Annotated in this window: 18 protein-coding genes; 6 read left to right on the top strand and 12 right to left on the bottom strand. The window is 68.4% G+C overall.

Annotation, left to right across the window (positions count from 1 at the left end; all coding sequences use genetic code 11):
* Window positions 1–1,720: 1,720 nt before the first annotated feature.
* Window positions 1,721–5,293: an indolepyruvate ferredoxin oxidoreductase family protein gene (locus SY91_RS01315; protein ID WP_185921017.1), complete on the top strand. Its 3,573-nt coding sequence runs from the start codon at window positions 1,721–1,723 to the stop codon at window positions 5,291–5,293.
* Between the two features lie 96 nt (window positions 5,294–5,389).
* Here the strand turns inward: SY91_RS01315 and SY91_RS01310 are convergent, their stop codons facing one another.
* Window positions 5,390–7,057: a Na+/H+ antiporter gene (locus tag SY91_RS01310; protein WP_011694427.1), complete on the bottom strand. Its 1,668-nt coding sequence runs from the start codon at window positions 7,055–7,057 to the stop codon at window positions 5,390–5,392.
* A gap of 306 nt (window positions 7,058–7,363) precedes the next feature.
* Here SY91_RS01310 and SY91_RS01305 point away from each other — a divergent pair, with 306 nt between their 5' ends.
* The 4 genes from SY91_RS01305 to SY91_RS01290 all read left to right on the top strand — a co-directional run bounded on the left by SY91_RS01305 (window position 7,364) and on the right by SY91_RS01290 (window position 10,429).
* Entirely contained in the window at window positions 7,364–8,650 is a 1,287-nt protein-coding gene (locus SY91_RS01305; RefSeq protein WP_006477642.1) for an EAL domain-containing protein, read from the top strand.
* A 156-nt stretch (window positions 8,651–8,806) separates the two neighbouring features.
* Complete coding sequence (locus SY91_RS01300; RefSeq protein ID WP_023476799.1) at window positions 8,807–9,193, top strand: hypothetical protein; 387 nt, start codon at window positions 8,807–8,809, stop codon at window positions 9,191–9,193.
* Window positions 9,190–9,594, top strand: coding sequence for a hypothetical protein (locus SY91_RS01295; protein WP_023476798.1), 405 nt, complete (start codon window positions 9,190–9,192; stop codon window positions 9,592–9,594). Before SY91_RS01300 ends, SY91_RS01295 begins: the two co-directional genes overlap by 4 nt.
* Before the next feature lie 109 nt (window positions 9,595–9,703).
* Complete coding sequence (locus tag SY91_RS01290; RefSeq protein WP_023476797.1) at window positions 9,704–10,429, top strand: copper homeostasis protein CutC; 726 nt, start codon at window positions 9,704–9,706, stop codon at window positions 10,427–10,429.
* A 156-nt stretch (window positions 10,430–10,585) separates the two neighbouring features.
* Here SY91_RS01290 and bioB read toward each other — a convergent pair whose 3' ends face one another.
* From bioB to aceK, 9 genes are all read right to left on the bottom strand, one after another.
* Complete coding sequence (gene bioB, locus SY91_RS01285) at window positions 10,586–11,605, bottom strand: biotin synthase BioB (protein ID WP_006477646.1); 1,020 nt, start codon at window positions 11,603–11,605, stop codon at window positions 10,586–10,588.
* A gap of 41 nt (window positions 11,606–11,646) precedes the next feature.
* Window positions 11,647–12,366 carry a dethiobiotin synthase gene (bioD, locus tag SY91_RS01280; RefSeq protein ID WP_023476795.1) on the bottom strand — a complete coding sequence of 240 codons (720 nt, stop codon included), beginning with the start codon at window positions 12,364–12,366 and terminating at the stop codon, window positions 11,647–11,649.
* Complete coding sequence (gene bioF / locus SY91_RS01275) at window positions 12,363–13,583, bottom strand: 8-amino-7-oxononanoate synthase (protein WP_023476794.1); 1,221 nt, start codon at window positions 13,581–13,583, stop codon at window positions 12,363–12,365. Before bioF ends, bioD begins: the two co-directional genes overlap by 4 nt.
* Window positions 13,580–14,926, bottom strand: coding sequence for an adenosylmethionine--8-amino-7-oxononanoate transaminase (gene bioA / locus SY91_RS01270; RefSeq protein WP_185921016.1), 1,347 nt, complete (start codon window positions 14,924–14,926; stop codon window positions 13,580–13,582). Before bioA ends, bioF begins: the two co-directional genes overlap by 4 nt.
* Before the next feature lie 512 nt (window positions 14,927–15,438).
* Window positions 15,439–16,710: a dienelactone hydrolase family protein gene (locus SY91_RS01265; protein WP_023476792.1), complete on the bottom strand. Its 1,272-nt coding sequence runs from the start codon at window positions 16,708–16,710 to the stop codon at window positions 15,439–15,441.
* 106 nt (window positions 16,711–16,816) lie between these two features.
* Window positions 16,817–17,251 (bottom strand): YchJ family protein, encoded by a 435-nt coding sequence (locus SY91_RS01260; RefSeq protein WP_023476791.1) that lies wholly within the window; start codon window positions 17,249–17,251, stop codon window positions 16,817–16,819.
* Window positions 17,252–17,293: 42 nt separating this feature from the next.
* Complete coding sequence (locus SY91_RS01255) at window positions 17,294–17,971, bottom strand: SDR family oxidoreductase (protein ID WP_011546335.1); 678 nt, start codon at window positions 17,969–17,971, stop codon at window positions 17,294–17,296.
* Between the two features lie 111 nt (window positions 17,972–18,082).
* Window positions 18,083–18,850: a carbonate dehydratase gene (can, locus tag SY91_RS01250; RefSeq protein ID WP_006477653.1), complete on the bottom strand. Its 768-nt coding sequence runs from the start codon at window positions 18,848–18,850 to the stop codon at window positions 18,083–18,085.
* A gap of 56 nt (window positions 18,851–18,906) precedes the next feature.
* Window positions 18,907–20,724, bottom strand: coding sequence for a bifunctional isocitrate dehydrogenase kinase/phosphatase (gene aceK, locus SY91_RS01245; protein ID WP_023476790.1), 1,818 nt, complete (start codon window positions 20,722–20,724; stop codon window positions 18,907–18,909).
* Window positions 20,725–21,026: 302 nt separating this feature from the next.
* Between aceK and SY91_RS01240 the strand changes: the two genes are divergently transcribed.
* Window positions 21,027–22,106, top strand: coding sequence for an MBL fold metallo-hydrolase (locus SY91_RS01240; protein WP_006477655.1), 1,080 nt, complete (start codon window positions 21,027–21,029; stop codon window positions 22,104–22,106).
* A gap of 16 nt (window positions 22,107–22,122) precedes the next feature.
* Here the strand turns inward: SY91_RS01240 and SY91_RS01235 are convergent, their stop codons facing one another.
* Together SY91_RS01235 and SY91_RS01230 are read right to left on the bottom strand one after the other, a co-directional pair.
* Entirely contained in the window at window positions 22,123–23,778 is a 1,656-nt protein-coding gene (locus tag SY91_RS01235) for an ABC-F family ATP-binding cassette domain-containing protein (RefSeq protein ID WP_023476788.1), read from the bottom strand.
* Window positions 23,779–23,970: 192 nt separating this feature from the next.
* Window positions 23,971–25,575: an ABC transporter substrate-binding protein gene (locus tag SY91_RS01230; RefSeq protein WP_023476787.1), complete on the bottom strand. Its 1,605-nt coding sequence runs from the start codon at window positions 25,573–25,575 to the stop codon at window positions 23,971–23,973.
* Between the last annotated feature and the right edge of the window lie 114 nt (window positions 25,576–25,689).

Here is a 25,689-nt window from a genome sequence, read left to right as displayed (position 1 = left end):
GTGCCGAGTCGTCCGTCGATCGGCAGAGGAAGATCCGGGCGTGCGCCGGTTGTGGATATCTGCGGCCCGAAACGACTCGGCGCGCTGTGGTTTTCACAGGTGAGGGTGACCGGACGCTGCGCGATACATGAAGCGGGTTGTGGACAACTCGCGGCAAATCGAAGCGAAATGCTGTGAAAGCCAACGGTGAGTGTCGCGCCCGATCTGGCGGTGTGCCTGCATTGGCGCGGGTTTCCGGTCGTTGCCGAGGTTCGGAGCGCCGCGCATTCTAGCCGACTGGCGCAGAGTGCGTGATCGCAACCTGCCGGCGCCAACACGTCGATATCCGGCTCCGGCCCCCAATCGAAGGGCTGTGCATTCTAACGGTGAGCGCCGGCGCGTGGTTCGCAATATGCAGATTTCGACGTGCCTATCCGCGTTCTCCAGCGACTCGGCGCGCTGTGCAATTCAATGGTGAGCGTGAGCCGGCGATCGGCGCGAGGGCCGTCGGAATGCTGCCGTTCGACTGCCGATGCCGCACGAGCGCTGTTCCTGTCCGACCGGAGCGCAAGGTGGGAGCAACGACGACGCGCGTGCCCGTGTGGATATCCGTCGGCAGAAACGACTCGCGGCACTGTGTATTTCGACGGTGAGCATCCGTGCCCGACCGCATGACGAGCCGCTTCCGGTATGGATTGCCCCTTGGCGGTACGCTTCGAAACGTGCGTCAGCTATTGATCGGAGAATGCACCTCCATGTGAATATCCGTCCGTCGAAACGACTCGCGGCACTGTGTATTTCGACGGTGAGCATCCGTGCCCGACCGCATGACGAGCCGCTTCCGATATGGATTGCCCCTTGGCGGTACGCTTCGAAACGTGCGTCAGTCATCGATCGGAGAACGTACGTCCATGTGGATATCCGGCCTGCTCAATCACTCGAAGCGCTGTGGTTTTCAACGGTGAGGGTGCGCGTATGGCCGGGAGGCAACGCAGTACCGCACGTGGACAACTACCCCGCCAGCCAGTCGAAGCCCTGTGTATTTCAACGGTGAGAGCGAGCCAACAATCGCTCGACCAGCGTGTTCAGGCGAGATGTCCGGCCGGCAAACTCACGCTCGCCCCTGTGTATTCGAACGGTGAGCGCAGACGGAGGACCGCCGAAACGCGCGGTTTCCGATGTGGATATCCGCCGCCGAAATCCACTCGCCGATCTGTGAATTTCAACGGTGAGCGCCCCGCATGCCGATTCCTGATGTGGATATCCCGGCCCCGACGCCACTCGAAACGCTGTGCAATCGAACGGTGAGTGCGCGAGCCGATCGACGGAGTGGCGCGGCATTGTGGACATCCGACGTCGCCAACCAATCGGAATGCTGTGCATTCCAATGGTGAGGACGACGGCCCGATGCCCCGAAACCCTTGTCGCACGGGGCTCGAGCGCCATCCACCCTGCTGACGGTGAGCCCCGCGGCACGCCCCGCCTTTTCCGCCGGACCATCCGACCGCCGCGACCCGCCTCCCCATCACACTCCGGCCGCCCCGCGCGAGAACTCTCTCAAATCCCGTCAAAAAGCTGCGCAGTTTTTCTCACGGCAGGCCGGTCCGAGCAAGATGAGAAAAAACATTCTCGGCCGCGCGCGAAAAAATAGAGCCATTCGCTGCCGGCACCCTGCGTCATCCGACGCTCCGCCGCGCACGGCCCAGAACAGCACGACAGCACAATCCGGAGACATCCCCTCATGACCGCCCGCCTGCCCGTCGACGGCACGCCTGCCCTGTCCGACTACCGCCTGACCGACAACCTGACCGCGACGCGCGGCCGGATCTTCCTGACCGGCACGCAGGCACTGATCCGCCTGCTGCTGATGCAGCGCGCGGTCGATACCGAACAGGGGCTCAACACGGCCGGCTTCGTCAGCGGCTATCGCGGTTCGCCGCTCGGCATGGTCGACCAGCAGCTGTGGAAGGCGAAGAAACTGCTCGACGCCAGCAGCGTGCGCTTCCTGCCCGCGATCAACGAGGAACTTGGCGGCACGGCCGTGCTCGGCACGCAGCGGGTCGAGGCCGACCCGGAGCGTACGGTCGAGGGCGTGTATGCGATGTGGTACGGCAAGGGACCGGGCGTCGATCGCGCGGGCGATGCGCTGAAGCACGGCAACGCGTACGGGTCGTCGCCGCACGGCGGCGTGCTGGTCGTCGCGGGCGACGACCATGGCTGCGTGTCGTCGTCGATGCCGCACCAGAGCGATTTCGCGATGATGGCGTGGCACATGCCGGTCGTGAACCCGTCGAACATCGCCGACATGCTCGAATTCGGCCTGTACGGCTGGGCGCTGTCGCGCTACTCGGGCGCGTGGGTCGGCTTCAAGGCGATCTCGGAAACGGTCGAGTCGGGCTCGACCGTCGACCTCGATGCATTGCAGACGCGCTGGCCGGCGCCGGAAGGCTTCACGCCGCCGGCGGGCGGCCTGCACAATCGTTGGCCCGACCTGCCGAGCCTCACGATCGAGGCGCGTCTCGCGGCGAAGCTCGACGCGGTGCGCCATTTCGCGCGTGCCAACAGCATCGACAAGTGGATCGCGCCGAGCGCGCAGGCGAACGTCGGCATCGTCACCTGCGGCAAGGCGCACCTCGACCTGATGGAAGCGCTGCGCCGCCTCGACCTGACGGTCGCCGATCTCGACGCGGCCGGCGTGCGGATCTACAAGGTCGGCCTGTCGTATCCGCTCGAAATGACGCGCATCGAAACCTTCGTCGACGGGCTCGCCGAAGTGCTGGTGATCGAGGAGAAGGGCCCGGTCATCGAGCAGCAGATCAAGGACTACCTGTACAACCGCACCGAAGGCGCCCGCCCGCGCGTGCTCGGCAAGCACGACGCGGCCGGTGCGTGCCTGCTGTCCGAGCTCGGCGAGCTGCGTCCGTCGCGCATCCTGCCGGTGTTCGCGGCATGGCTCGCGCGGCACAAGCCGGCGCTCGACCGGCGCGAGCGCGTGGTCGATCTCGTCGCGCCGCAGATCCTGTCGAACGAGGCCGACGCGGTGAAGCGCACGCCGTATTTCTGCTCGGGCTGCCCGCACAACACGTCGACGAAGGTGCCGGAAGGCTCGATCGCGCAGGCCGGCATCGGTTGCCATTTCATGGCGTCGTGGATGGAGCGCGACACGACGGGGCTGATCCAGATGGGCGGCGAGGGCGTCGACTGGGCCGCGCACGCGATGTTCACCAACACGAAGCACGTGTTCCAGAACCTCGGCGACGGCACCTACTTCCACTCGGGCATCCTCGCGATCCGCCAGGCGGTCGCCGCGAAAGCGAACATCACGTACAAGATCCTCTACAACGACGCGGTCGCGATGACGGGCGGCCAGCCGGTCGACGGCAGCATCTCGGTGCCGCAGATCGCGCGGCAGGTCGAGGCGGAAGGCGTGTCGCGCTTCGTCGTCGTGTCGGACGAACCGGAGAAGTACGACGGCCATCACGGGCAGTTCCCGACCGGCACGACGTTCCATCACCGCAGCGAACTCGACGCGGTGCAGCGCGAATTGCGCGAAACGCCCGGCGTCACCGTGCTGATCTACGACCAGACCTGCGCGGCCGAGAAGCGTCGCCGCCGCAAGAAAGGCGAATTCCCCGACCCGGACAAGCGTCTGTTCATCAACGATGCGGTGTGCGAAGGCTGCGGCGACTGCGGCGTGCAGTCGAACTGCCTGTCGGTCGAGCCGCTCGAGACGCCGCTCGGCCGCAAGCGCCGCATCGACCAGTCGTCGTGCAACAAGGACTATTCGTGCGTGAACGGCTTCTGTCCGAGCTTCGTGACGGTCGAAGGTGCGGCGCTGAAGAAGGCGGCCGGCGCCGCGTTCGACGAAGCGGCGCTCGCCGCGCGCGTCGACGCGCTGCCGGTGCCGGCGACGCACCTCGACGCGGCGCCGTTCGACATGCTCGTGACGGGCGTGGGCGGCACCGGCGTCGTGACGGTCGGCGCGCTGATCAGCATGGCCGCGCACCTCGAAGGCAAGAGCGCGTCGGTGCTCGACTTCATGGGCTTCGCGCAGAAGGGCGGCTCGGTGCTGTCGTTCGTGCGGATCGCGTCGAGCGACCGCTGGCTGAACCAGGTGCGCATCGACACGCAGCAGGCCGACGTGCTGCTCGCGTGCGACATGGTCGTCGGCGCGAGCGCCGAGGCGCTGCAGACGGTGCGTCACGTGCGCACGCGGATCGTCGTCAACACGCACCGGATTCCGAACGCGTCGTTCGTGCAGAACCCCGACGCGAACCTGCATGCGGACGCATTGCTTGAAAAAATGCACCATGCGGCCGGCGACGGCTACCTGTCGAGCTGCGACGCGCAGGCGCTCGCCGCGAAATTCCTCGGCGATTCGATCGGCGCGAACATCCTGATGCTCGGCTACGCGTGGCAGCTCGGCCTCGTGCCGGTGTCGCACGCCGCGATGATGCGCGCGATCGAGCTGAACAACGTCGCGGTGCCGATGAACAAGCTCGCGTTCTCGATCGGCCGGATGGCGGCCGGCGACGCGGCGGGTCTCGACGCGTTGTGGAACGCGCGTCATGCGGTGGCCGTCCACGCCGCGCCGGAGACGCTTGCCGAGCTGATCGCCGATCGCGAGGCGCGCCTCGATGCCTACGGCGGCGCGCGCTACGTCGAACGCTACCGTGCGCTGGTGAACGCGGCGCGCGCGAAGGGCGACGATGCGCTGACGCGCGCGGTCGCGACGACGTTCTACCGGCTGCTTGCGGTGAAGGACGAATACGAAGTCGCGCGGCTGTACACGGACGACGCGTTCCGCACCGCGCTCGAAGCGCAGTTCGAAGGCGTGCCGGGGCAGACGTACCGCGTGAAGTTCAACCTGGCGCCGCCGACGGTCGCGAAGGCCGGCAGCGACGGCAGCACGCCGAAGAAGCGCGTGTTCGGCCAGTGGATATGGCCGGTGCTCGGCATGCTGGCGCGCGTGCGCAGCCTGCGCGGTACGTGGCTCGATCCGTTCGGCCGCACGGTCGAGCGCAAGATGGAGCGCGCGCTGGCCGACGACTACGAAACGACGCTCACGCGTGCGTTCGCCGCGATGACCCCCGGCAATGCGGCGCAGGTCGTGCAACTGGCCGACCTGCACACGCGCGTGCGCGGCTTCGGTCACGTGAAGGTGCGCAACCTGGCCGGCGTGAAGCGTGCGGAACGCGAGCTCGCGCTGCAGCTCGGCATCGACGCGGCGACGAGCGCGGCCGTGCAGCATGCGCTCGACGAGATGAAGGGCGCGGGGATGCTGAAGGGGATTCCAGTCGTCGTCGCGAAGTAACGCGAGCGTGAGTGGATGCGAAAACGGCGATGCTCGTGCGAGCATCGCCGTTTTTTTATGATCTTCGGTGGCTGCGCGCAGGCCGCAGCCGGCCCGTCAAACAATGCCTTTCTTGCGCGTCGACAGCGCGGTTTCAGACAGGTCGATCTCGCGAAGCAGCTTCGTCAGCGTCTCGTCGGAAATCTTGCTGTCGCTGCGCAACCGGTACAGCGCCGAGCGTTCCGCGCGCACGGCCGCGATCCGCATCTGCAGCTCCATCGTTTCGGCCTGCTGCGCTTGCGCGCGCGGTGTGGGGCCGTCGTCGGCCAGCGCGGCGAGCCGGCGGCGATATTGATCCATCACGCGCGCGGAGATGTCCGCGCAGCGCGCCGCGCCCGATTCGTCGAGATCGGCCGAGATCGCGTCGTGCGACGAATCGATCGCGCGGATCGCGGCCTGCGCGGCGGCCGAGCGTGCGATGCGCTCCTCGTTGCCGAGCGGGTTGCGCGTCGAGCGCACGCCGCGCAGCAGCAGCGGCAGGCCGATCACCCCGACGATCAGCGAGCCGAGGATCACGGCCGACGCGATGAAGATCGCGGTGTCGCGGCCCGGCAGCGGCGCGCCGTCGGACAGCGCGACCGGAATCGACAGCACGCCGGCGAGCGTGACCGCGCCGCGCACGCCGCCGACCGTCATCACCGCGATCGTGCGTACGCCGGCCATCGTGCCGGCGAGGCCATGGCGCGCGGCGCGGCGGCTCGCGAACCAGCGCAGCAGCCACACCCACAGGAAGCGGATCGCATACAGCGCGAGCATCATCGCGCAGACGTTGAAGATCATGCGGCCGACCAGCGCGTCGCTCGTATGGTGCGCGTCGACGAGCGCGCGGCCGATGATGTGCGGCAACTGCAGCCCGAGCATGATGAACACCATGCCGTTGAACACGAATTCGATCATCGCCCACGTGCTTTCGGCGCGCACGCGCGACGCGACGGTGCTTTTGCGCGAGAAGCTTGTGTAATTCATCATCATCCCGGCCGACACGGCCGCGAGCACGCCCGACAGGTCGAGGTGCTCGGCGAACAGGTAGGCCGCGAACGGCACCAGCAGCGTCATCACGATGCCCGGGGCCGGATCGCCTTCCTGCTCGGCATTCAGGAAGCGCGTCGACAGCGCGCTGAACACCCACGACACGATCGCGCCCGTCGCGAGCCCGCCGGCGGCGACGATCACGAATGTGACCGACGCGGCGCGCAGCGAGAACACGCCCGTCAGCGCGGCCGCGATCGCGAACTTCAGCGCGACGAGGCCTGACGCGTCGTTCATCAGCGCCTCGCCTTCGAGGATGTGCATCAGTTGCGGCGGAATGCGACCCTTGCCGGCGATGCCGGACAGCGCGACCGCGTCGGTCGGCGACAGCACCGCAGCGAGCGCGAACGCGATCGGCAGCGGCAACTCGGGAATCAGCCAGTGTGCGAAGTAGCCCACTGCGAGTACCGTCATGAACACGAGCCCGAACGCGAGCATCAGGATCGCGCGGCGCTGCAGGTAAAGCTCGCGTTTCGGAATTCGCCAGCCGTCCGCGAACAGCAGCGGCGGAATGAACAGCAGCATGAAGATCTCGGGATCGAACGTGACGTGCAGGTTCAGCTTCGGCCACGCGAGCATCGCGCCGAACGCGATCTGCATCAGCGGCAGCGGCAGTTGCAACGGCAGGAGGCGCGTGACGGCGCCGGACAGTGCGACGGTCAGCAGCAGAATGAGGACTGTGAAAACGATTTCCATCGATACGGCGAATGACGTGAAATGAAACGATCGTACGGAGTGTAGCGTGCCGACGTGACGGACGCGTTCAAGCGGTCGGTGCGTGCGCACGGAAATGGTGCGCGAGTAGCGCGCCACGGTGGTGCGGTGGCCTCGTGCGGCCGCGCGGCGCATGGGTTCTGCGCGCCTTGCACGGAGCTTGCTTGAAGGTGGGCAGCCACCCGGCCCGCGCCGGGCAACCGAGGGTCCAACCATGACATTGCGCGCCGTCCCGTTCGTCGTCCGTTTCGCCGGACGTCGCGTTCGATTGCATCACCAGGAGGAAGCATGACGATCGTGCAACAGGAGCGTCCGGCCGCCGCGTCGCCGTACCGGTTCGAGCGGGAGATGAGCTCCGGCCTCGAACGGCTGGCGACGCAGCACCGCGACCTGACGCTGACGACCGTGTTCCAGCCGATATTCAGCCTGTCGCATCAGCGCGCGGTGGGCTACGAGGCGCTGCTGCGCGCGCACGATGCGCTCGACCGCGCCGTGTCGCCGCTCGACGTGTTCGGCGAAGCCGCGCGCCGCGACGAACTGCTGCAGCTCGACCGGCTCGCGCAGGCGCTGCATCTGGAGAATTTCGCGCTGCTCGGCGCGGAGCGCGAGTGGCTGTTTCTCAACGTCCATCCCGGCGTGCTCACCGACCCGTTCCAGGCGGCCGCGCTGCTTGCGAACCTGAAGCGGCTCGGCATGCCGCCCCGCCGCATCGTGCTCGAGGTGCTCGAACAGCGCGCGGACGACGTCGAGCGGCTCGCGGAGGCCGTGCGCGAATTCCGCACGCACGGCTTCCTGATCGCGCTCGACGATTTCGGCGCGGGCCACTCGAACATCGAACGGATCTGGCAACTGAACCCGGACATCGTGAAGCTCGACCGCATCATGCTGTCGCACGCGGCGCACCGCACCGGGCTCACCGCGATCCTGCACGGGCTCGTGACGCTGCTGCACGAGGCCGGCAAGCTGGTGCTCGTCGAAGGGATCGAGACCGAGCACGAAGCGCAGATCGCGCTGTCGTGCGAGGCCGATTTCGTGCAGGGCTACTACTTCGGCCGCCCGGCACCGGGGCTGCCCGACAGCGCGGCCGCGACCGGCTGCATCGGCGAGCTGACCGAGCGCTTTCGTCAGCAGACCGAAGCGCGCGAGCGGCGCGACACGCAGCGGCTCGCACCGTACCTGCGCGCGTTCGAACGCGCGGCCGAGCGCCTCGAGGCCGGCGAGCCGCTCGACGAGGTGTGCTGGAATTTCCTCGCGCTCGACGCCGCCGCGCGCTGCTTCCTGCTCGACGCGCAGGGCCGGCAGTCGGGCCGCAACGTCGTGCTGCGCGCCGATCGCGCGCTGGCCGAGGCGCGCTTTTCGCCGCTGGCGGACGCGCAGGGCGCGAACTGGCTGCGCCGGCCGTATTTCCGCTCGGCGATCGCCGAGCCGGGGCGCGTGCAGGTCACGCGGCCGTACCTGTCGATCAATGAGGCGCAGCCGTGCGTGACGCTGTCGGTGGCCGTGCGCGTCGGCGATGCGCAGCGCGTGCTGTGCGGCGATATCGACTGGCTCGACGACGACGCGCAGGTCGCGTAGCGACGCACGGCTCGCATGCGGCGAGGGCGTGCGGGGCCGCGGGGCGGCCGTTGCGTTCACCGCGTGCTTCCCCGACAATGGCGCGAGCGCGGCCGTCGTGACCGCGCGCGCCGTCCCGGGGGCCACCATGGCGGCGAATATAAAAAGGAAAACACCATGAAAAGACCGATTTCGCTGACCATCCTCGCGTGGATCATCATCGTGACCAACGCGATCACCTGCGTCTATACGCCGTTCTCGATCGGCATGCCGACCACCCAGGCGCTGCTGTCGCACTACCTGCTGCCCGTCTGGGCGACGCTCGGCATCAGCGTGATCATCGAAGCCGCGAACGTCGTGATCGGCATCGCGATCCTCAAGGGGCGCGAGTGGTCGCGCAAGGCCTACCTCGCGACGTCCGCGTGCGGCTTCGCGTTTTCGTTCGTCAACATGCCGAAGTCGATGTTCATGGTGTTGATTCCCGGCTTCCTGCTGTTCGCGGTGTTCGTCTATCTGCTGTTCCGGCGCCCGGCGACCGCGTATTTCCGGCACGCCTTCGCGTGAGCGTCGTGCGCAACGCGCTGGCGATCGCGCTGTTCTCGATCGCCGGCTTCTGCGTGATGGCCGCGCAGATGGCCGCGTTCTTGAAAGTCGGCCACGCGGGCGCGACGGCCGTATTCGTCGGCGTGCTGTTCGCGGTGTCGGCCGTGCTGCTGGCCGCGGGTGCGTTTGCCGGCGTATTCCGGCCGCGTGCGCGCGGAGCGGGCATCACGTTGCTCGTCGCGGCCGCGACCACGGCGCTCGGGATGCTCGGCTGGGGGATGCTCGTGCTCACGCCGGCGATCGTCGACGTGATGCAGCAGCAGGGCGCGTACTTCGATGCGCGCATGTTCCGGTTCGTGTCCGGCACCGCGGTGACGGCGTTGTCCGCGCTCGTCGGCGTCTGGCTCGTGCGGCGCGGCTGACGTACTGGGCTGAAGTCCTCGGCTGAAGTCCGCGGCGGCCGCGACGCTGGCGTCCGTCACGCGGCTCGGCTAGGATGCGCGAATTGTCCAGACGATTCGCGGGCCGCCCATGAACCGACACGCCGCTTCCTCCGTTCTCCTCGAAGTGATCGCCACGACCGTCGGCGATGCGAAGGCTGCCGCCCGCGCGGGCGCCGACCGCCTCGAACTCGTGACCGCGATCACCGAAGGCGGGCTGACGCCGAGCGTCGGCCTGATCGAGGCCGTCGTGGCCGCCGTGCCGATTCCCGTCAACGTGATCGTGCGTCCGCACAGCCGCTCGTTCGTCTATGACGCCGACGACCTGCGCGTGATCGAGCGCGACGTGCGCGCGGCGGTCGCGGCCGGCGCGAACGGCGTCGTGTTCGGCGCGCTCGACGCGCATGGCGACGTCGATCTCGGTGCGCTGGCCCGGATCGCGGCCGCCGCCGACGGGCGCGCGCTCACGTTTCACCGCGCATTCGACGTCGCGCGCGATCTGAACGCCGCGTTCGACGCGTTGCTGCGCGTGCCGGCCGTCACGTCCGTGCTGACGTCGGGCGGCCATCCGTCGGTGCTCGATGCGGTCGCGACGATCACGCGGCTCGTGCGGCAGGCGGCGGGCACGACCTGCACGGTGCTGGCCGGCTCGGGGCTCACGATCGACGCGGTCGGCGATTTCGTCCGCGCCACCGGCGTGCGCGCGGTGCATTTCGGCTCGGGCGTGCGGCCGCGCGGCGAGGTGCTGGCGCCCGTCGACGGGCAACGCGTCGAGCGCGTGCGCGCGGCGCTCGACGGCGCGGCGTCGCACGTGTGACGCGCATGCTGAAGCTGCGCGTGGACGCGTCGAGAAGACTCTTGATTCGCGACGCGTAGGATGACCCGATGCAGACGATCGGATGAAAAAAGCCGGGGCATGCCCCGGCTTTTTCGTTGGCGGGCGCGGCGGGCGCGGCGCGCCGGCCGTTGCCGCTTACGCGTTGTCCGACAGCGCGTCGGCCTGGCTCGCGCGGATGCCGAGGCGCTCGAACAGCGCGCGGTCGCGCTGCGTCTGCGGGTTGCTGGTCGTCAGCAGCTGGTCGCCGTAGAACATCGAGTTCGCACCGGCGAGGAAGCACATCGCCTGCATCGCGTCGTCGAGCTGTTCGCGCCCGGCCGACAGGCGCACGACGGCCTTCGGCATCGTGATGCGCGCGACCGCGATGGTGCGCACGAACTCGAACGGATCGAGCGGCGCGGTGCCTTCGAGCGGCGTGCCTTCGATCGCGACGAGGTTGTTGATCGGCACCGATTCCGGATACGGGTTCAGGTTCGCGAGCTGCGAGATCAGGCCCGCGCGTTCGCGGCGCGACTCGCCCATCCCGATGATGCCGCCGCAGCACACGTTGATGCCCGCGTCGCGCACGCGGTCGAGCGTGTCGAGGCGATCCTGGTACGTGCGCGTCGAGATCACCTGGCCGTAGAACTCCGGCGACGTGTCGAGGTTGTGGTTGTAGTAGTCGAGGCCCGCATCGGCGAGCTGTTGCGCCTGTTCGTCCTCGAGCATGCCGAGCGTCATGCAGGTCTCGAGACCGAGCTCCTTCACGCCGCGCACCATCTCGGTCAGCGCCGGCATGTGGCGCTCCTTCGGGTTGCGCCACGCGGCGCCCATGCAGAAGCGGCTCGCGCCGTTCGCCTTCGCCGCGCGCGCGGCGTCGAGCACCGTGTCGACGTCCATCAGCTTCTCGGCCTTCAGGCCCGTGTCGTGATGCGACGACTGCGAGCAGTAGCCGCAATCTTCCTCGCAGCCGCCCGTCTTGATCGACAGCAGCGTCGACAGCTGCACCGCGTTCGCGTCGAAGTGCTCGCGATGCACCTGCTGCGCGCGGAACATCAGGTCGTTGAACGGCAGCTCGAACAGCGCGACGACGTCGGCGACGCGCCAGCGCTGCGACGCCGGGGCGGCCACGGGGATCGCGGCGGGTTGCACGGCGGCGGTCTGGGCTTGGGTCATTTCGTTTTCCTGTCCTGGGCGGGATTGGGGGATCGGTTGGGTCAATGCCGCGCGGTGCGCAGCGACTCGACGAGCGCGGCGATGTCGAGCATCGCCGCGGCGGATTCGGGGGCGGCCGGCGTCATGTGCGCGATGCGGCCGATGAGTGGCGCGCGGTGCTCGCGCGCAAGCCAGTCGCGAATCGTCGCGACGTTCTCGTCGGCGAACGACATGGCCGGGTCGACGTGGTTCGCGACCCAGCCCGCGAGCGTGAGGCCGCGCTGGCGAATCGCATCGGCCGTCAGCAACGCGTGGTTGATGCAGCCGAGCCGGACGCCGACCACGAGCACGACGGGCAGGCCCAGCGCGACCGCGAGATCGGCGGTGTCCTGCGTATCGTTCAGCGGCACGCGAAAGCCGCCTACGCCTTCGACGACGACGACGTCCGCGCGCGTCTGCGCTTCGCGATGGCACGCGACGATCGTGTCGAGGTCGAGCGTCACGCCTTCCTGCGCGGCGACGATATGCGGTGCGGCCGGCGCTTTCAGCAGGAACGGCGTGCGCAGCTCGGGCGGCAGCACGACGTTCGCGGCGGCGTCGAGCTGGTCGGCGTCCTCGTTGCGCCACACGCCGTCGCGTTCGTACGCGCCGGCCGCGACCGGCTTCAGCGCGGCCGCGCGCAGCCCGTGCCGCGCGAAGCCGTGCAGCATCGCGGCCGACACGAAGGTCTTGCCGATCTCGGTGTCGGTGCCGGTGACGAAGACGGAGAGCGGGGCGCTCATGCTGCCGCCTCCTGCCGGGCCGCTCCAACGGAGGCCGCGGCCGCCTCGCTGGCCTCGATCAACGCGGCTTCGAGCCTGGCGAGATCGTCGAACGAATGTGCGGCCGACAGCGACACGCGCAGCCGCGACGTGCCGGCCGGCACCGTCGGCGGCCGGATCGCGGGCACCCACAGGCCGTGCGCGTCGAGCGCGCGCATCGCCGCGAGCGTCGCGTCGTTGCTGCCGATCACGAGCGGCTGCACGGCCGTGTGCGAATCGACCGGCTGCCAGCGCGTGTTGCGCAGCAGCGCGCGCGTGCGTTCGATCAGCGCGGCGAGGTGCGCGCGGCGCGCGTCACCTTCGTCGCCCGCGATCACCTTGAGGCTCGCCGACACCGCGTGCGCGACGGCCGGCGGCGCGGCGGTCGTGAAGATGTAGCTGCGCGCGCGCTGGATCAGCCATTCGATCACGGTTTCATGCGCGATCACGAACGCGCCCGCGACGCCGGCCGCCTTGCCGAGCGTGCCGACGTACACCAGATGCGGCGAACGCAGCGCGGCGGCCGCGAGCGCGCCGCGACCCTGCGGGCCGAGCACGCCGAAGCCGTGCGCGTCGTCGACGACGAGCCACGCGCCGTGGCGTTCGGCCAGCGCGACGAGCTCGGCGAGCGGCGCGATGTCGCCGTCCATGCTGAACACGGTGTCGCTGACGATCAGCTTCGTTTCGGCCGCCGATGCGTCGAGCAGCGCGGCGAGCGCGGCCGTATCGGCGTGCGGATAGACCTGCACGTTCGCGCGCGACAGCCGCATGCCGTCGATCAGCGACGCATGGTTCAGCGCATCGGAGAAGATCGTCGCGCCCTTGCCGGCGAGCGCCGTCATCGCGGCGAGGTTCGCCATGTAGCCGGTGCTGAAGTACAGCGCGCGCGGCGCGTCGGAGAAGCCGCCCGCGAAGCCCGCGAGTTCGTCTTCCAGTCTGGCGTGCGCGCGCGAATGGCCGCCGAGCAGGTGCGAGCCGCCGCTGCCGGAGCCGTAGCGCTGCGCGCCCTCGGCGAACGCGGCGACGAGCGCCGGATGCGCGGCGAGGCCGAGGTAGTCGTTGCTCGCGAAGCCGACGATTTCGCGGCCGTTCACGATCATGCGCGCGTCGCACGCGGTGTCGGCGATGCGGCGCACGCGGCGCAGCCCTTGCGCGTCGAGGTCGGCGAGGCCGCGTTGCAGGGTGTCGAGCAGGCTCATCGGCCGAGATCCTCCAGCGTCGCGTCGAGCGTGTCGCGCGTGCGCCGCGCGAGCCACGCGATGTCGTCGTCGCTCATCACGTATGGCGGCATCAGGTACACGGTCGTGCCGATCGGGCGCAGCAGCAGTTCGCGCGCCAGCGCATGTTCGAAGAAGCGCCGCGAGAAGCCGCGCGCCGCGTCGCCGTCGAGCGTGACGTCGAACGCGAACAGCGTGCCGCGCTCGCGCAGGTGGCGCACCTGGCGGTGCGCGTCGAGCGGCGCGAGCGCCGCGCGCAGCGTCGCCGATTTGCGGGCGTTGCTCGCGAGCACGTCGTCGCGCGCGAACAGGTCGAGCGTCGCAACGGCCGCGCGGCACGCGAGCGGGTTGCCGGTGTACGAATGCGAATGCAGGAAGCCGCGCGTCGTGTCGTCGTCGTAGAACGCCGCGAACACGTCGTCGCGCGTGAGCACCAGCGACAGCGGCAGGTAGCCGCCGCTGATCCCTTTCGACAGGCACATGAAATCGGGCCAGACGCCGGCCTGCTCGCACGCGAAGAAGGTGCCGGTGCGCCCACACCCGACCGCGATCTCGTCGGCGATCAGGTGCACGCCGAATTCGTCGCACAGCGCGCGCAGCCCGCGCACGTACGACGGATCGTGCATCGCCATGCCGGCCGCGCATTGCACGAGCGGCTCGACGATCAGCGCGGCGATCCGGTCGGCGCGTTCGACGAACAGGCGCCGCACGTCCGCGAGCGCGCGGCCCGCGACGTCGGCGGCCGTCTCGCCCGGCAGCGCGCCGCGCGCATCGGGTGACGCGACCACGTGCGCGTGGCGGATCAGCGGGTCGTACGCATCCTTGAACAGCGCGACGTCGGTCACGCCGAGCGCGCCGATCGTCTCGCCGTGATAGCTGTTCGCGACGCAGACGAATTCCTGCTTGTTCGCGCGGCCGCGGTTGCGCCACGCGTGGAAGCTCATCTTCAGCGCGATCTCGACGGCCGACGCGCCGTCGGATGCGAAGAACGCATGGCCGAGCGTGCGCGCGGTGAGCGCGTGCAGCCGTTCGGCGAGCTCGATCGCGGGTTCGTGCGTGCAGCCGGCGAGCATCGCGTGCTCGAGCGTGTCGAGCTGGTCCTTCAGCGCCGCGTTGATGTCCGGGTTCGCATGGCCGAACAGGTTGACCCACCAGGAGCTGATCGCATCGAAGTAGCGGCGGCCGTCACGGTCGTACAGCCACAGGCCCGCGCCGCGCGCGACCGGGACGAGCGGCAGGCGCTCGTGATGCTTCATCTGGGTGCAGGGGTGCCAGACCGCGCGCAGGCTGCGCGCGACCCAGTCGTCGGTGGCTGGCGTACTCAAGGCGACTCCGGGGGTAAAACGACCGCGCGGCATCGAGGGATGCCGCGCGGCGGGACACGAAACGCGCAGAGATTAGCGTGTTCCGCCGGAGGTTGCACTAGCGGTTACAAACGCCGCACAGCCTTGCTGGGCGGGAGTTCGGCGCAGTTCGGGGGTGCTCGGGACGGAACGCGGCGGATCGGGCGAAATGCGCGCAGATGACGACGTTCGAGTGACACCCCCGGACAGAAAAAATCGTGGGCCGGGGCGCGATGGAGCGGCGAAATAGGGGAGCGATGAGGGTGAGAGGCTGACGGCGACAAGGGGGCGAACTTGTTGTGCGCGGGGTCGATCGACGCAGGGCGGCGCAACGCCGGACGACCGGACGAAATCTGGCGCGAATTCAGGTCGATTGCTCGTAAAAGCGAGCATTACGCGGCGTGTGCTCGATTTGACGAACAGGCGGCGGAGTGCCGCGGTGACGTTGAATCGACGGCGCGCGAAGGGGAAGCGGGAGAAACGACAACCGCGCGTTAGCGCGACGCCAGTGCGCGCGTATCGGTGGCGCGGGTGTTGTCGTCGCCGTTGTCGGCCGTCTGCGTCGTGCTGTCGTTCCACACGACGCGGTCGTTGACCGCATACAACCGGCAGGCGCCCGCGCCTTGCTTCGCGCAGTTGTCGAGCGCGAGCGCCATCGGATCGTCGCCGCCTTCGGCCCACGACCACGCGCCTTCCGACGACACCGCGAACGCGCGGCTCGGATGCTGGTTCAGGAAGCGGCGATAGCCTTCGCGGCCGGCTTCGTCGACGTAGGGCACCGCGTTGACCGCATCGATCGACGCATAGCCGGTGGCCTTCGGTTCGTGCGGGTTCGCGACCGCATAGCGCACCGCAGTCGGCAGGTTCAGTTCGGCGAGGAACGCGTGCACGGCCGGCCACCAGACGGGCACGCCGTCGCGATCGACGATCAGCCGGTGCGCATCGTCCTTGTAGCGGCCGAAATCGATGAACTGCGCCTGCGTGCCATGCGACACGTACGCATCGTGCATCTGCGCGACGAGCGCGGGCGTCCACACCGAATCATTGTCGCCGTACAGCCACAGCGACCGCACGGCCGTGTGCGCACCGTATTGGTCGAACGCGTCGACGAGGTTGCGCTGCCAGCCGTCGCACAGGTCCTGGCGCAGCCCGCCGGAGAAGTTGATGATGCCGCGCACGCCCGCTGCGGCTTCGGTGCCGTAGGCGACCGACACGAGCCCGCCGTGCGACGTGCCGGCGACGACGATGCGCGACGCATCGACGTACGGCTGGCGCGCCATGTAGCGTACCGTCGCATCGACGTCCGCGGCCTGCGCGAGGCCGTTCTTGCCGACGTTGCAGCCTTCCTGCCGGTACGTGCCGTCCGAACCGGCGAAGCCCTGGCGATTCGGCGCGATCACCGCATAGCCGCGGCGCACGAATTCGCGCGCGAACGCGAGCGGCCGGCTGCGCGGCTGCTGATGCAGATCGCCGGTATTTTTGCCGTGATTGAAGACGACGAGCGGGAACGGGCCGGGGCCGTTCGGCTTGAAGAGCGTCGCCTCGAGCGTGACGGCGCCCGACGCGTCGGCCGGAATGCGGAGGATCTGTTCGTTGAGGTCGGCGGCGACCTGCGGCAGGTTCGCGTCGGCGTAGTCGAAGTGCTCGGCGTGGGCGAGCGAGCCGCTGGCGCCTGCACCCGTGTTCGCGCTCGGCAGCGTACCGGCCTGAGCGGCCGACAGCGCACAGGCCGCCATCCATCCCACCAATACCTTGCTGAACGCCATCCGTAAGCCCTGCCATGCAACATGACCAATTCGAGCCCATCGTAGCCCGACAAAATCAGGTTGTGCAATGCGGGAATAACCCGGCGTCTGACACGGCAACTATTTGTCAGCGTTCACTTACATCGCCGTCGACATAGCGCCAGAATCCCTGCTCGTCGCGCTCGAAACGGCTCGTCTCGTGCAGCCGGTAGGCGCGGCCGCCGACCTTGTAGCGGGCCACGAATTCGACCTCCGCGTGCCGGTCGTCGAGCGGCGCGTGGCGTTTGACCGCGAGGCCCAGCCAGCGCGGCGCGTCCGGCGCGTCGGGGTCGGTGTCGAGATCGGGCGGGCAGGTGCGCGCGGCCCACGTCGCGCGCAGGTAATCGGTCGCGCCGAGGACGTACGCGCTGTACCGCGAACGCATCAATTCGAGTGCGGTCGGGGCGGCTTCGCCGCCGTCGATGAAGCGGCCGCAGCAGGCCGCGTAGCGCGGCGCCGGCGCCTTGGCGGGCGCAGGAGACGCGCCGCCGCACGGGCACGCGTCAGGTCGGGTCAAAATCATGCGAAATGTGAATTAACAACGCTGGGTTGCCGGCCGGCGCACTCACCAGCTCAGCTCGACGCCGTCGTACTGGAAGAACCGGCCGTTCGCCTGGGACACGTCCGAAGCGGATTCGGCGATCACGCGACGCATGCCGGTCACGCTCGTTTCCGGATCGATCGCGGCCTGCGCGCCGCCCATGTCGGTGCGCACCCAGCCGGGATGCAGCGAAATGCATGCGGCATGGCGCGTCTGCAGCGACGCGATGCGCAGCGCGTCGTTCAGCGCGGCCTTGCTCGCGCGGTACAGCCAGCCGGTCGTGCCGGTTGCCTCGGCGATGCTGCCCATCCGGCTCGACACGACGGCCAGCACGCCGCGTGCGTCCTCGACCAGCGGCAGCAGGATCGGCAGCAACTGCATCGGCCCGCGCACGTTGGTATGCATCACCGCGTCGAAATCCTCGGCGGTGATCGTCTCGACGCCTTCGGTGCGCGGCCCGTACACGCCCGACACCAGCACGGCCGCGTCGAGCCGTTCGCCGTCGAGCTTCCAGCCGAGCGCCGCGATCTGCTCGGGCCGCGCGATGTCGAGCGCATGCGGCTGCGCACCGAGCGCGCGCAGCGCGTCGAGCGATGCAGCGTCGCGTGCGGTGGCGATCACGTTCCAGCCGTCGCGCCGGTATTGCCGGACGAATTCGCGGCCGAGGCCGCGCGATGCGCCGACGATCAATACGGTTTTCATGCCCGTCGCTCCTTGGGTGGGCGCCGCTGTGGCGGTGCCGGTGTCAGATTCGTTCGACGCGCGCCGCGCCCGCGCGGCAGTCGCCGCCGGGCGGCCGGCGCGCACCGCACGTTACTGCGCGTCGTCGCACGGTTTCAGCGTGGCGGCGACCGCCTGCGCGACGCCGTCGAGCTGCGCGGCGTCCGCCGCGACCATGTCGTTGTCGGGCGCATGCTGGCCGCGCGCGGTCAGCGCCGCCACGCAGCGCTTGTAGGTTGCGTCGAGCGCATCGAAGTTCGACACGGACATCCCGAGGTTACGCATCCGGCCGTCGTGCACGCCGTACACGAGCCCGTGCACGGTGAGCGACTGGCCGCGTGCCCACGCGTCGTTGACGATCGTCGTGCGGCACACGTTGACGACCTGTTCGATCGAATTCAGCTCGATCAGGCGACGGTAACGCGCTTCGCCGACCGGCCATTCGTCGAGCAGGGCCGCATGGCGCTCGCGCACGTCCTGCACGTGATGCAGCCAGTTGTCCGCGAGGCCGACGCGGCGGTTGTGCAGCGCCGCGTTCACGCCCGAGCAGCCGTAGTGGCCGACGACCATGATGTGCTTCACGCGCAGGATGTCGACCGCGAACTGGATCACCGACAGGCAGTTCAGGTCGCTGTGCACGACCACGTTCGCGATGTTGCGGTGCACGAACACTTCACCCGGCGGCAGGCCGATGATCTGGTTCGCCGGCACGCGCGAATCCGAGCAGCCGATCCACAGATATTCCGGCGCCTGCTGGTCGGCGAGCCGGGCGAAGAAATCGGGATCGTCGGCGAGCTGGCGCCTGACCCAGGCATCGTTGTTGTCGAACAGATGTGAAAGCGGATTGTCTTGGGTAGTCATCGGTGTGGATTCCGTTGGCGGAAATCAAGTCGATATCGGATCGGGTGTTACCGGCGTCAGGCGGCGCGCTGCGCGTCGCCTGCGCCGTCGTTCTCGCCCGTCGCGCCGAAGCGCGCGGGGTAGCGCACGCTAAAGCGCAGGGTCGCGTCGTACGGATAAAAATCGGGCAGTTCGCCCTGCATCAGCTTGTCCTTGCTCGCCTGCCACAGCGCGGGGTCGAAAAAGTCCGCGTGATGCTTCATGAAGACGCTGCGCACGCGCGGGTCGCCGAGCAGGAACGGCCCGTAGGTCTCCGGAAAGATGTCGTGCGGGCCGACGGTATACCACGGTTCGCCGGACAGCTCGTCTTCCTCGTTGCGCGGCGGCGGCACGCGCCGCACGTTGCAGTCGGTCAGGTATTCGATCTCGTCGTAGTCGTAGAACACGACGCGGCCGTGGCGCGTGACGCCGAAGTTCTTGTACAGCATGTCGCCGGGGAAGATGTTCGCCTTCATCAGCTCCTTCACCGCGTTGCCGTATTCCTTCACGCCGTGCTCGACGTCCGCGTCGCTGCCGTTCTGCAGGTACAGGTTCAGCGGCGTCATCCGGCGCTCGATGTACAGGTGCTTGATCACGAGCTTGTCGTCCTCGTATTCGAGCAGCGACGGCACTTCCTTCTCGAGTTCGCGCACGAGCGCGTGATCGAGCCGCGCGAGCGGCAGCGCGACGCTCGAATACTCGAGCGTGTCGGCCATCCGCCCGAGCCGGTCGTGGCGCTTCACGAGCTGGTACTTCTCCATGATCTGCGCGCGCGTCGTTTCCTTCGGCGGCGGGAAGTGGTCCTTGATGATCTTGAACACGTACGGGAACGACGGCAGCGTGAACACGAGCATCACGAGGCCCTTGATCCCGGGCGCGATGATGAAGCGGTCGCTCGAATGCGACAGATGGTGCAGCAGGTCGCGGTAGAACAGGTTCTTGCCCTGCTTCTGCAGCCCGACCGACGTGTAGATCTCGGCCTTCGGCTTGCCCGGCATGATCGTGCAGAGGAAATCCACGTACGCGGACGGCACGCCCATGTCGACGAGGAAGTACGAATGCGAGAAGCTGAAGATGATCTGCAGCAGGTCGCGGCGCAGCAGCACGGTGTCGAGCGCGAGCACGCCGGGGCGCACGTGGCGGATCGGCACCGCGAACGGCAGCACGCGGTCGGCGTTGATGATGCGGCCGACGATGTACGCGCTCTTGTTGCGGAAAAACAGCGACGACAGCACGTGGATCTGGAAATTCGGCGCTTCGTCGAAGTGGCCGAATTCGTCGTCGATCGCCTGCATCACGCAGCCGATGTCGCGCGCGAGATCCTCGAACGGCGGGTCGAGCTGGAAGTTCGTGACGATGCGCTCGAGCGTGACCGCGAGCCCGTCGGTGCCCGGATAGTACGCGCGGTAGGTCGGTTTCGCGGCGGGCTCGTCGTTCTCCAGATACTCGGTCGAGATCGCCGGGCGCACGAAGATGAAATCGTTGCTGAAATACGAGCGGTGCAGGATCTTGCAGCACACCGAATTGAAGAAGGTTTCCGCGCACTCGGGCTGGCGGTGCGACGTGAGCAGGCCGATGTAGTGCAGCTTGATCTGCTGCCACACTTCGTCGTCGATGTTCTCCGCGTCGTATTCGTCTTCCAGCACCTCGACGCATTCCTTCACGCGTTCGTCGTACGACGTGATCCGCTCGCGCGCGAGCCGCTGCAGCCCGTGCCAGTCGCCGCGCTCGAACAGCGTCTTCGCATCGACCGCCGCTTCGCGGAAGATCCGGTAATGGCGATCGAAGTATTCGAGCATCGACTGCGCGACGTCGAAACCGATCTGCGACGACAGCAGTTTGGGGAAGTGATTCATCGCGTGCAGGCTCGTTCAAGGGGCTGTAAGCACCCGCCATTTTAGCGCCCAAGTCGGCGTTTCAATGACTTTCGGCGAGGCGTGCGAGCGGTCGTCAATCGGCGTGTTGCTCGCCGTTAGGGGCCGTTCGGTGCATCTTCGCGTAAAGATACGGGTACGGAACCGATTCTGACACGAACTTTTTTTGACGCGCCGCAGGGCGCCGGGCACGTCTTTCCCGCGACGGCGATAGAATCGACGCACCGCCCGCCGCGCGTGCCGCCGGCGCGCATTCGCACCGATAACGACGAGACGCCCCACCGATGAACGCCCTGGAACACCAGCTCGACTACCCCTTCGCCGATACGCTGCCCGCCGCGGGCGACACGTTCGAGGTCGCGCCCGGCGTGCGCTGGCTGCGCATGCCGCTGCCGTTCTCGCTCGATCACATCAATCTCTGGCTGTTGCGCGACGAGATCGACGGGCAGGCCGGCTGGACGGTGGTCGATTGCGGTATCGCGTCGGACGCGATCCGCACGCACTGGGAGCAGATCTTCGACACGCAGCTCGACGGCCTGCCCGTGCTGCGCGTGCTCGTCACGCACTGCCACCCCGATCACTTCGGCCTCGCGAACTGGCTGTGCGAAGGCGGTGACAAGGGCCGCTGGAACGTGCGGCTGTGGATGACGCTCGGCGAATATATGTTCGGCTGCCTGATGGCGGCCGGCAACGGGTCGAACGCGGGCGGCGCGGCCGCCGCCGATCACTTCGCGCGCCACGGGCTGACCGATCCGGCCGCGCTCGACAAGCTGCGCAACCGCCGCAGCTACTACGCGGACCTCGTGCCGGCCGTGCCGCCGCGCTACCGGCGCCTGCGCGAAGGCGACGCGGTGACGATCGGCGCGCGCACGTGGCGCGTCGTCACCGGCTTCGGTCATTCGCCTGAACATTGCGCGCTCTACAGCGAAGCGGACGGCGTGCTGATTTCCGGCGACATGGTGCTGCCGCGCATCTCGACGAACGTGTCGGTGTTCGACCTCGAGCCGGAAGCAAATCCGCTCGCGCTGTACCTCGAATCGCTCGGCCGCTACGAGACGATGGCGCCCGACACGCTCGTGCTGCCGTCGCACGGCAAGCCGTTCCGCGGCGTGCGCACGCGCATCGCGCAACTGCGCGAACACCACGATGCGCGCCTGGCCGAGGTGCGCGTCGCGTGCGCGGAGCAGCCGATGAGCGCGGCCGATATCGTGCCGATCATGTTCCGCCGCCGCGAGCTCGATATCCACCAGATGACGTTCGCGCTCGGCGAGGCGCTCGCGCACCTGAACCTGCTGTGGCTCGCGGGCGAACTCGTGCGCGAGCAGGGCGACGACGGGGTGCTGCGGTTCCGTACCGCCGGCTGAGCACGCTGCGTCGCCGTCACGCGACGGGTTCGTAGCGCCACCCGTCGCGCTGCCACTGCATCGTATGCGTCGGTTCGAGCGCCGCGAGAAACGCGGCGTCGTGCGACGCGACCACGATCGCGCCCGGGAAGCCGGCCAGCGCCGCTTCGATCGCCCGCACCGATTCGAGATCGAGGTGATTGGTCGGCTCGTCGAGCAGCAGCAGTTGCGCGGGCGTGCCGCGCCACAATGCGCAGGCGAGCGCGGCCTTCAGCCGTTCGCCGCCGCTCAGTTGCCACGCGGGTTGCGTCGCACGCGTCGCGTCGAGCTGCAGCAGCGCGAGACGGCTGCGCAGGTCGCCTTCGGCGAGCGGCGTATCGAGCAGGCCCAGTTGCTCGACGATCGAGCGCTCGGGGTCGAGCAACGCGAGCCGCTGGTCGAGATACGCGGCGCTCACGTGCGTCGTGCAGGTACCCGAACGCGGCGCGAGCTCGCCCGCGAGCATCCTCAGCAACGTCGATTTGCCGCAGCCGTTCGGGCCCGTCAGCGCGATGCGCACGGGGCCGCTTGCCGACCACGTGATCGCGTCGGCGTCGCCCGCGACCCGCCACGGCAGTTGCGCGCGTTCGAGCGTGAACAACTGGCGGCGCGCGCTGACCTCGGTGCCCGGCAGCGATACCAGCACCGGTGCGTCGGCTTCGACGCGCGCGGCCGCTTCCTGCACGCGCGCGTCGAGCGTCGCCTTGAAGTCGCTCTGATGACGCCGGACCGTTCCCATGATGCCGCGTGCGGCGCCCTTGCGGCTCTGGCGCGCCATCGACGACAGGTTGGCCGTCTTCGCGTCGCGCAGCGACGCGGCCGCGTGGCGCTGGATCGTGTCGTGCTCCTGTTCGAGCCGGCGCCGTACGCGCCCGCGCTCGGTACGCGCATGGTCGAGCGCCGCGTGCGCGGCGTCCTGTTCCGCGTCGCGCTGCGCGCGATAGAGCGCGTAGTTGCCGCCATATGAACGCGCGCCGTGCGGTGTCAGCTCGACGATGCGTTGCACGCCGGCGAGCAGCGCACGGTCGTGGCTGACGATGACGACGCCGCCGCGCCAGCCGTCGAGCGCCGTGCGCAGCCACGCGCGGCCCGGTGCATCGAGATGGTTGGTCGGTTCGTCGAGCACGAGCAGGCCGGCGCCGGACAGCAGCGCGCCGATCAGCGCCACGCGTGCGACCTGGCCGTCGCTCAGCGCGTGCGCGGGCGTGTCGGCGTGGACGTCGTGCAGGCCGGCCGCGTCGAGCGCCACGCGCAGGCGTTCCGCGAGATCCCAGCGATCGCCGATCAGGTCGAAGTCGTTCGGTGTTGCGTGGCCTTCCGCGAGACGCGCGAGCGCGCCGAGCGGTGCATCGAGCGCGGCGATCTGCGCGACGGTTCGCGGGGCGGCGGCGGCCGCGTCGTCGCGGTCATGATCGTGCTGCTGTGCGACGTAGACGACGTGCGCATGCCGCTCGATCGTCCCCGCGCTCGGCATGCGGCAGCCGGCGATCAGTTGCGCGAGCAGGCTCTTGCCGACGCCGTTGCGGCCGACGATGCCGGTGGGCGTGCGGTCGATGGACAGGTCGAGCGAATCGAACAGCGTGACGCCGTCGTCGAAGCGGAAGGAAACGTGATGAAGCGCGACGAGCGCGCCGGTGGGCGTGGCTGCAGCCATGAGCACCTCCAAAAATGCGTGAAGACCTTCGCGCGCGGCGTGCGTGGCACGGGCGGCGAAAACATTTCGGGAAGGCTTAGTGGTTCACTTTGGCTGGCGTCCGGTATGAGGAACAGGCGCGCAGTGTAGCAAGCGCGGCGCGCGGGCCGCAAGCGAGCGGCGTGCACGCCGTCGCTTGCGCGCCACGCACGGTTACTGCACGGCGACCGTCGTGAAGTTCTGCCGTCCGAACGGACTCACGTGATAGCCGCTCACGTTCGTGCGCGTCAACGCGGCCGCGGTCGGGTAGCCGAGCGGAATCCACAGCGCCTGGTCGTGGATGATCTTCTGCGCGCTTTCGTACAGCTTCGCGCGCTTGGCCTGGTCGGCGGTCGACTTGCCGTCGGCGATCAGCTTGTCGAGCTGCGCATCGCAGAAGCGCGCGAAGTTGATGCCCGACTTCACCGCATTACAGCTGAACAGCGGCGACAGGTAGTTGTCCGGATCGCCGTTGTCGCCGGCCCAGCCCATGAACAGCATGTCATGCTGGCCGAGCTTCGCCTGCTTGATCAGCTCGCCCCATTCGATCACCTTGACCTCGGCCTTCACGCCGATCTTCGCGAGGTCGGCCTGCAGCAGTTCCGCGCCGACCTTCGGGTTCGGATTCAGCACGCTGCCGGTCGGGCGCGTCCAGATGGTGGTCGAGAAGCCGTTCGGGAAGCCGGCCTGCGCGAGCAGCTGCTTTGCCTTCGCGGGATCGTACGCATACGGCGCGACGTCCTTCGCATAGCTCCACGTATTCGGCGGATACGGGTTGTTCGCGGCCGTCGCGGTGTTGTCGAACACGACCTTCAGGTAGGTCGCACGGTCGAACGCGAGGTTCAGCGCCTCGCGCACCTTGTCGTTGTCGAGCGGCTTCTTCTGCGTGTTCAGCGCGACGAACGCGGTCATGAACGCGGGCGTCTGCACGACCTTCAGCGCGCTTTCGCCTTTCGCGGCGAGCACGTCCTGCGGCTTCGGCGACAGCGCGATCTGGCATTCGCCGGCCTTCACCTTCTGCAGGCGCACCGACGGGTCGGGCGTGATCGCGTAGATCAGCCGGTCGACCTTCGGCTTCGTGCCCCAGTACGTCGGATTCGCGTCGTAGCGGATCAGCGCGTCCTTCGTATAGCTCTTCAGCACGAACGGGCCGGTGCCGACCGGCTTCGCGTTCAGGTCGGCCTGCTTGCCGGCCTTCAGCAGCTGGTCCGCGTATTCGGCCGAGTAGATCGACGCGAAGCCCATCGTCAGGATCGGCACGAACGTCGCGTTCGGTTCGTTCAGCACGAACTTCACCGTGCTGTCGTCGACCTTCGTGACCGATTTCACGAGCTTCACGAGACCCATCGACTGCGCGTGCGGAAAGCCGCTCGCGCCGGCCACCTTGTGCCACGGATTCGCATCGTCGAGCATCCGCGTGAACGTGAACACGACATCGTCCGCGTTCAGCGTGCGGCCCGGCTTGAAGTAGTCGGTGGTCTGGAACGCGACGTTCGGGCGCAGGTGGAACGTATACGTGAGGCCGTCGGCGCTCGCTTCCCATTTGTCCGCGAGCGCGGGCACGACCTTCTTCGCGGCTTCGTCGTAGGACACGAGCGTGTTGAAGATCACGTCGGCCGATGCGTTGGTCGTGACGAGCGAGTTGTACTGCACGACGTCGAAGCCGTCCGGGCTCGATTCCGTGCAGACGGTGAGCGGCTTGGCGGCGGCGAGGCCGGGGGCGGCAAGGGCGGCGAGGGCCGTGGCCACGGCGGCCGCGGCGAACAGCTTGACGTGCATAGGATCTCCCACGTGGCGTGTGTTTTTCGCTGAATGACGGAGGCAGGCGCGGCCCGGAAGCGGGCAGGGCCGACGCGGCTGGCGAATAGCATACCTTGACATCCTCGCTCAGTA

The sequence above is a fragment of the Burkholderia cenocepacia genome (assembly GCF_014211915.1).
GTDB classification, from domain to species: Bacteria; Pseudomonadota; Gammaproteobacteria; order Burkholderiales; family Burkholderiaceae; genus Burkholderia; species Burkholderia orbicola.
Note: the sequence above shows the minus strand (reverse complement) of the source record. Positions and strands in the feature narration are given on the sequence as shown.

Excerpts from the sequence above, each read along its gene's own strand:
- SY91_RS01315 (WP_185921017.1), top strand. The coding sequence starts at position 1,721 with ATGACCGCCCGCCTGCCCGTCGACGGCACGCCTGCCCTGTCCGACTAC.
- SY91_RS01310 (WP_011694427.1), bottom strand. The coding sequence starts at position 7,057 with ATGGAAATCGTTTTCACAGTCCTCATTCTGCTGCTGACCGTCGCACTG.
- SY91_RS01305 (WP_006477642.1), top strand. The coding sequence starts at position 7,364 with ATGACGATCGTGCAACAGGAGCGTCCGGCCGCCGCGTCGCCGTACCGG.
- SY91_RS01300 (WP_023476799.1), top strand. The coding sequence starts at position 8,807 with ATGAAAAGACCGATTTCGCTGACCATCCTCGCGTGGATCATCATCGTG.
- SY91_RS01290 (WP_023476797.1), top strand. The coding sequence starts at position 9,704 with ATGAACCGACACGCCGCTTCCTCCGTTCTCCTCGAAGTGATCGCCACG.
- bioB (WP_006477646.1), bottom strand. The coding sequence starts at position 11,605 with ATGACCCAAGCCCAGACCGCCGCCGTGCAACCCGCCGCGATCCCCGTG.
- bioD (WP_023476795.1), bottom strand. The coding sequence starts at position 12,366 with ATGAGCGCCCCGCTCTCCGTCTTCGTCACCGGCACCGACACCGAGATC.
- bioF (WP_023476794.1), bottom strand. The coding sequence starts at position 13,583 with ATGAGCCTGCTCGACACCCTGCAACGCGGCCTCGCCGACCTCGACGCG.
- SY91_RS01265 (WP_023476792.1), bottom strand. The coding sequence starts at position 16,710 with ATGGCGTTCAGCAAGGTATTGGTGGGATGGATGGCGGCCTGTGCGCTG.
- SY91_RS01260 (WP_023476791.1), bottom strand. The coding sequence starts at position 17,251 with ATGATTTTGACCCGACCTGACGCGTGCCCGTGCGGCGGCGCGTCTCCT.
- SY91_RS01255 (WP_011546335.1), bottom strand. The coding sequence starts at position 17,971 with ATGAAAACCGTATTGATCGTCGGCGCATCGCGCGGCCTCGGCCGCGAA.
- can (WP_006477653.1), bottom strand. The coding sequence starts at position 18,850 with ATGACTACCCAAGACAATCCGCTTTCACATCTGTTCGACAACAACGAT.
- aceK (WP_023476790.1), bottom strand. The coding sequence starts at position 20,724 with ATGAATCACTTCCCCAAACTGCTGTCGTCGCAGATCGGTTTCGACGTC.
- SY91_RS01240 (WP_006477655.1), top strand. The coding sequence starts at position 21,027 with ATGAACGCCCTGGAACACCAGCTCGACTACCCCTTCGCCGATACGCTG.
- SY91_RS01235 (WP_023476788.1), bottom strand. The coding sequence starts at position 23,778 with ATGGCTGCAGCCACGCCCACCGGCGCGCTCGTCGCGCTTCATCACGTT.
- SY91_RS01230 (WP_023476787.1), bottom strand. The coding sequence starts at position 25,575 with ATGCACGTCAAGCTGTTCGCCGCGGCCGCCGTGGCCACGGCCCTCGCC.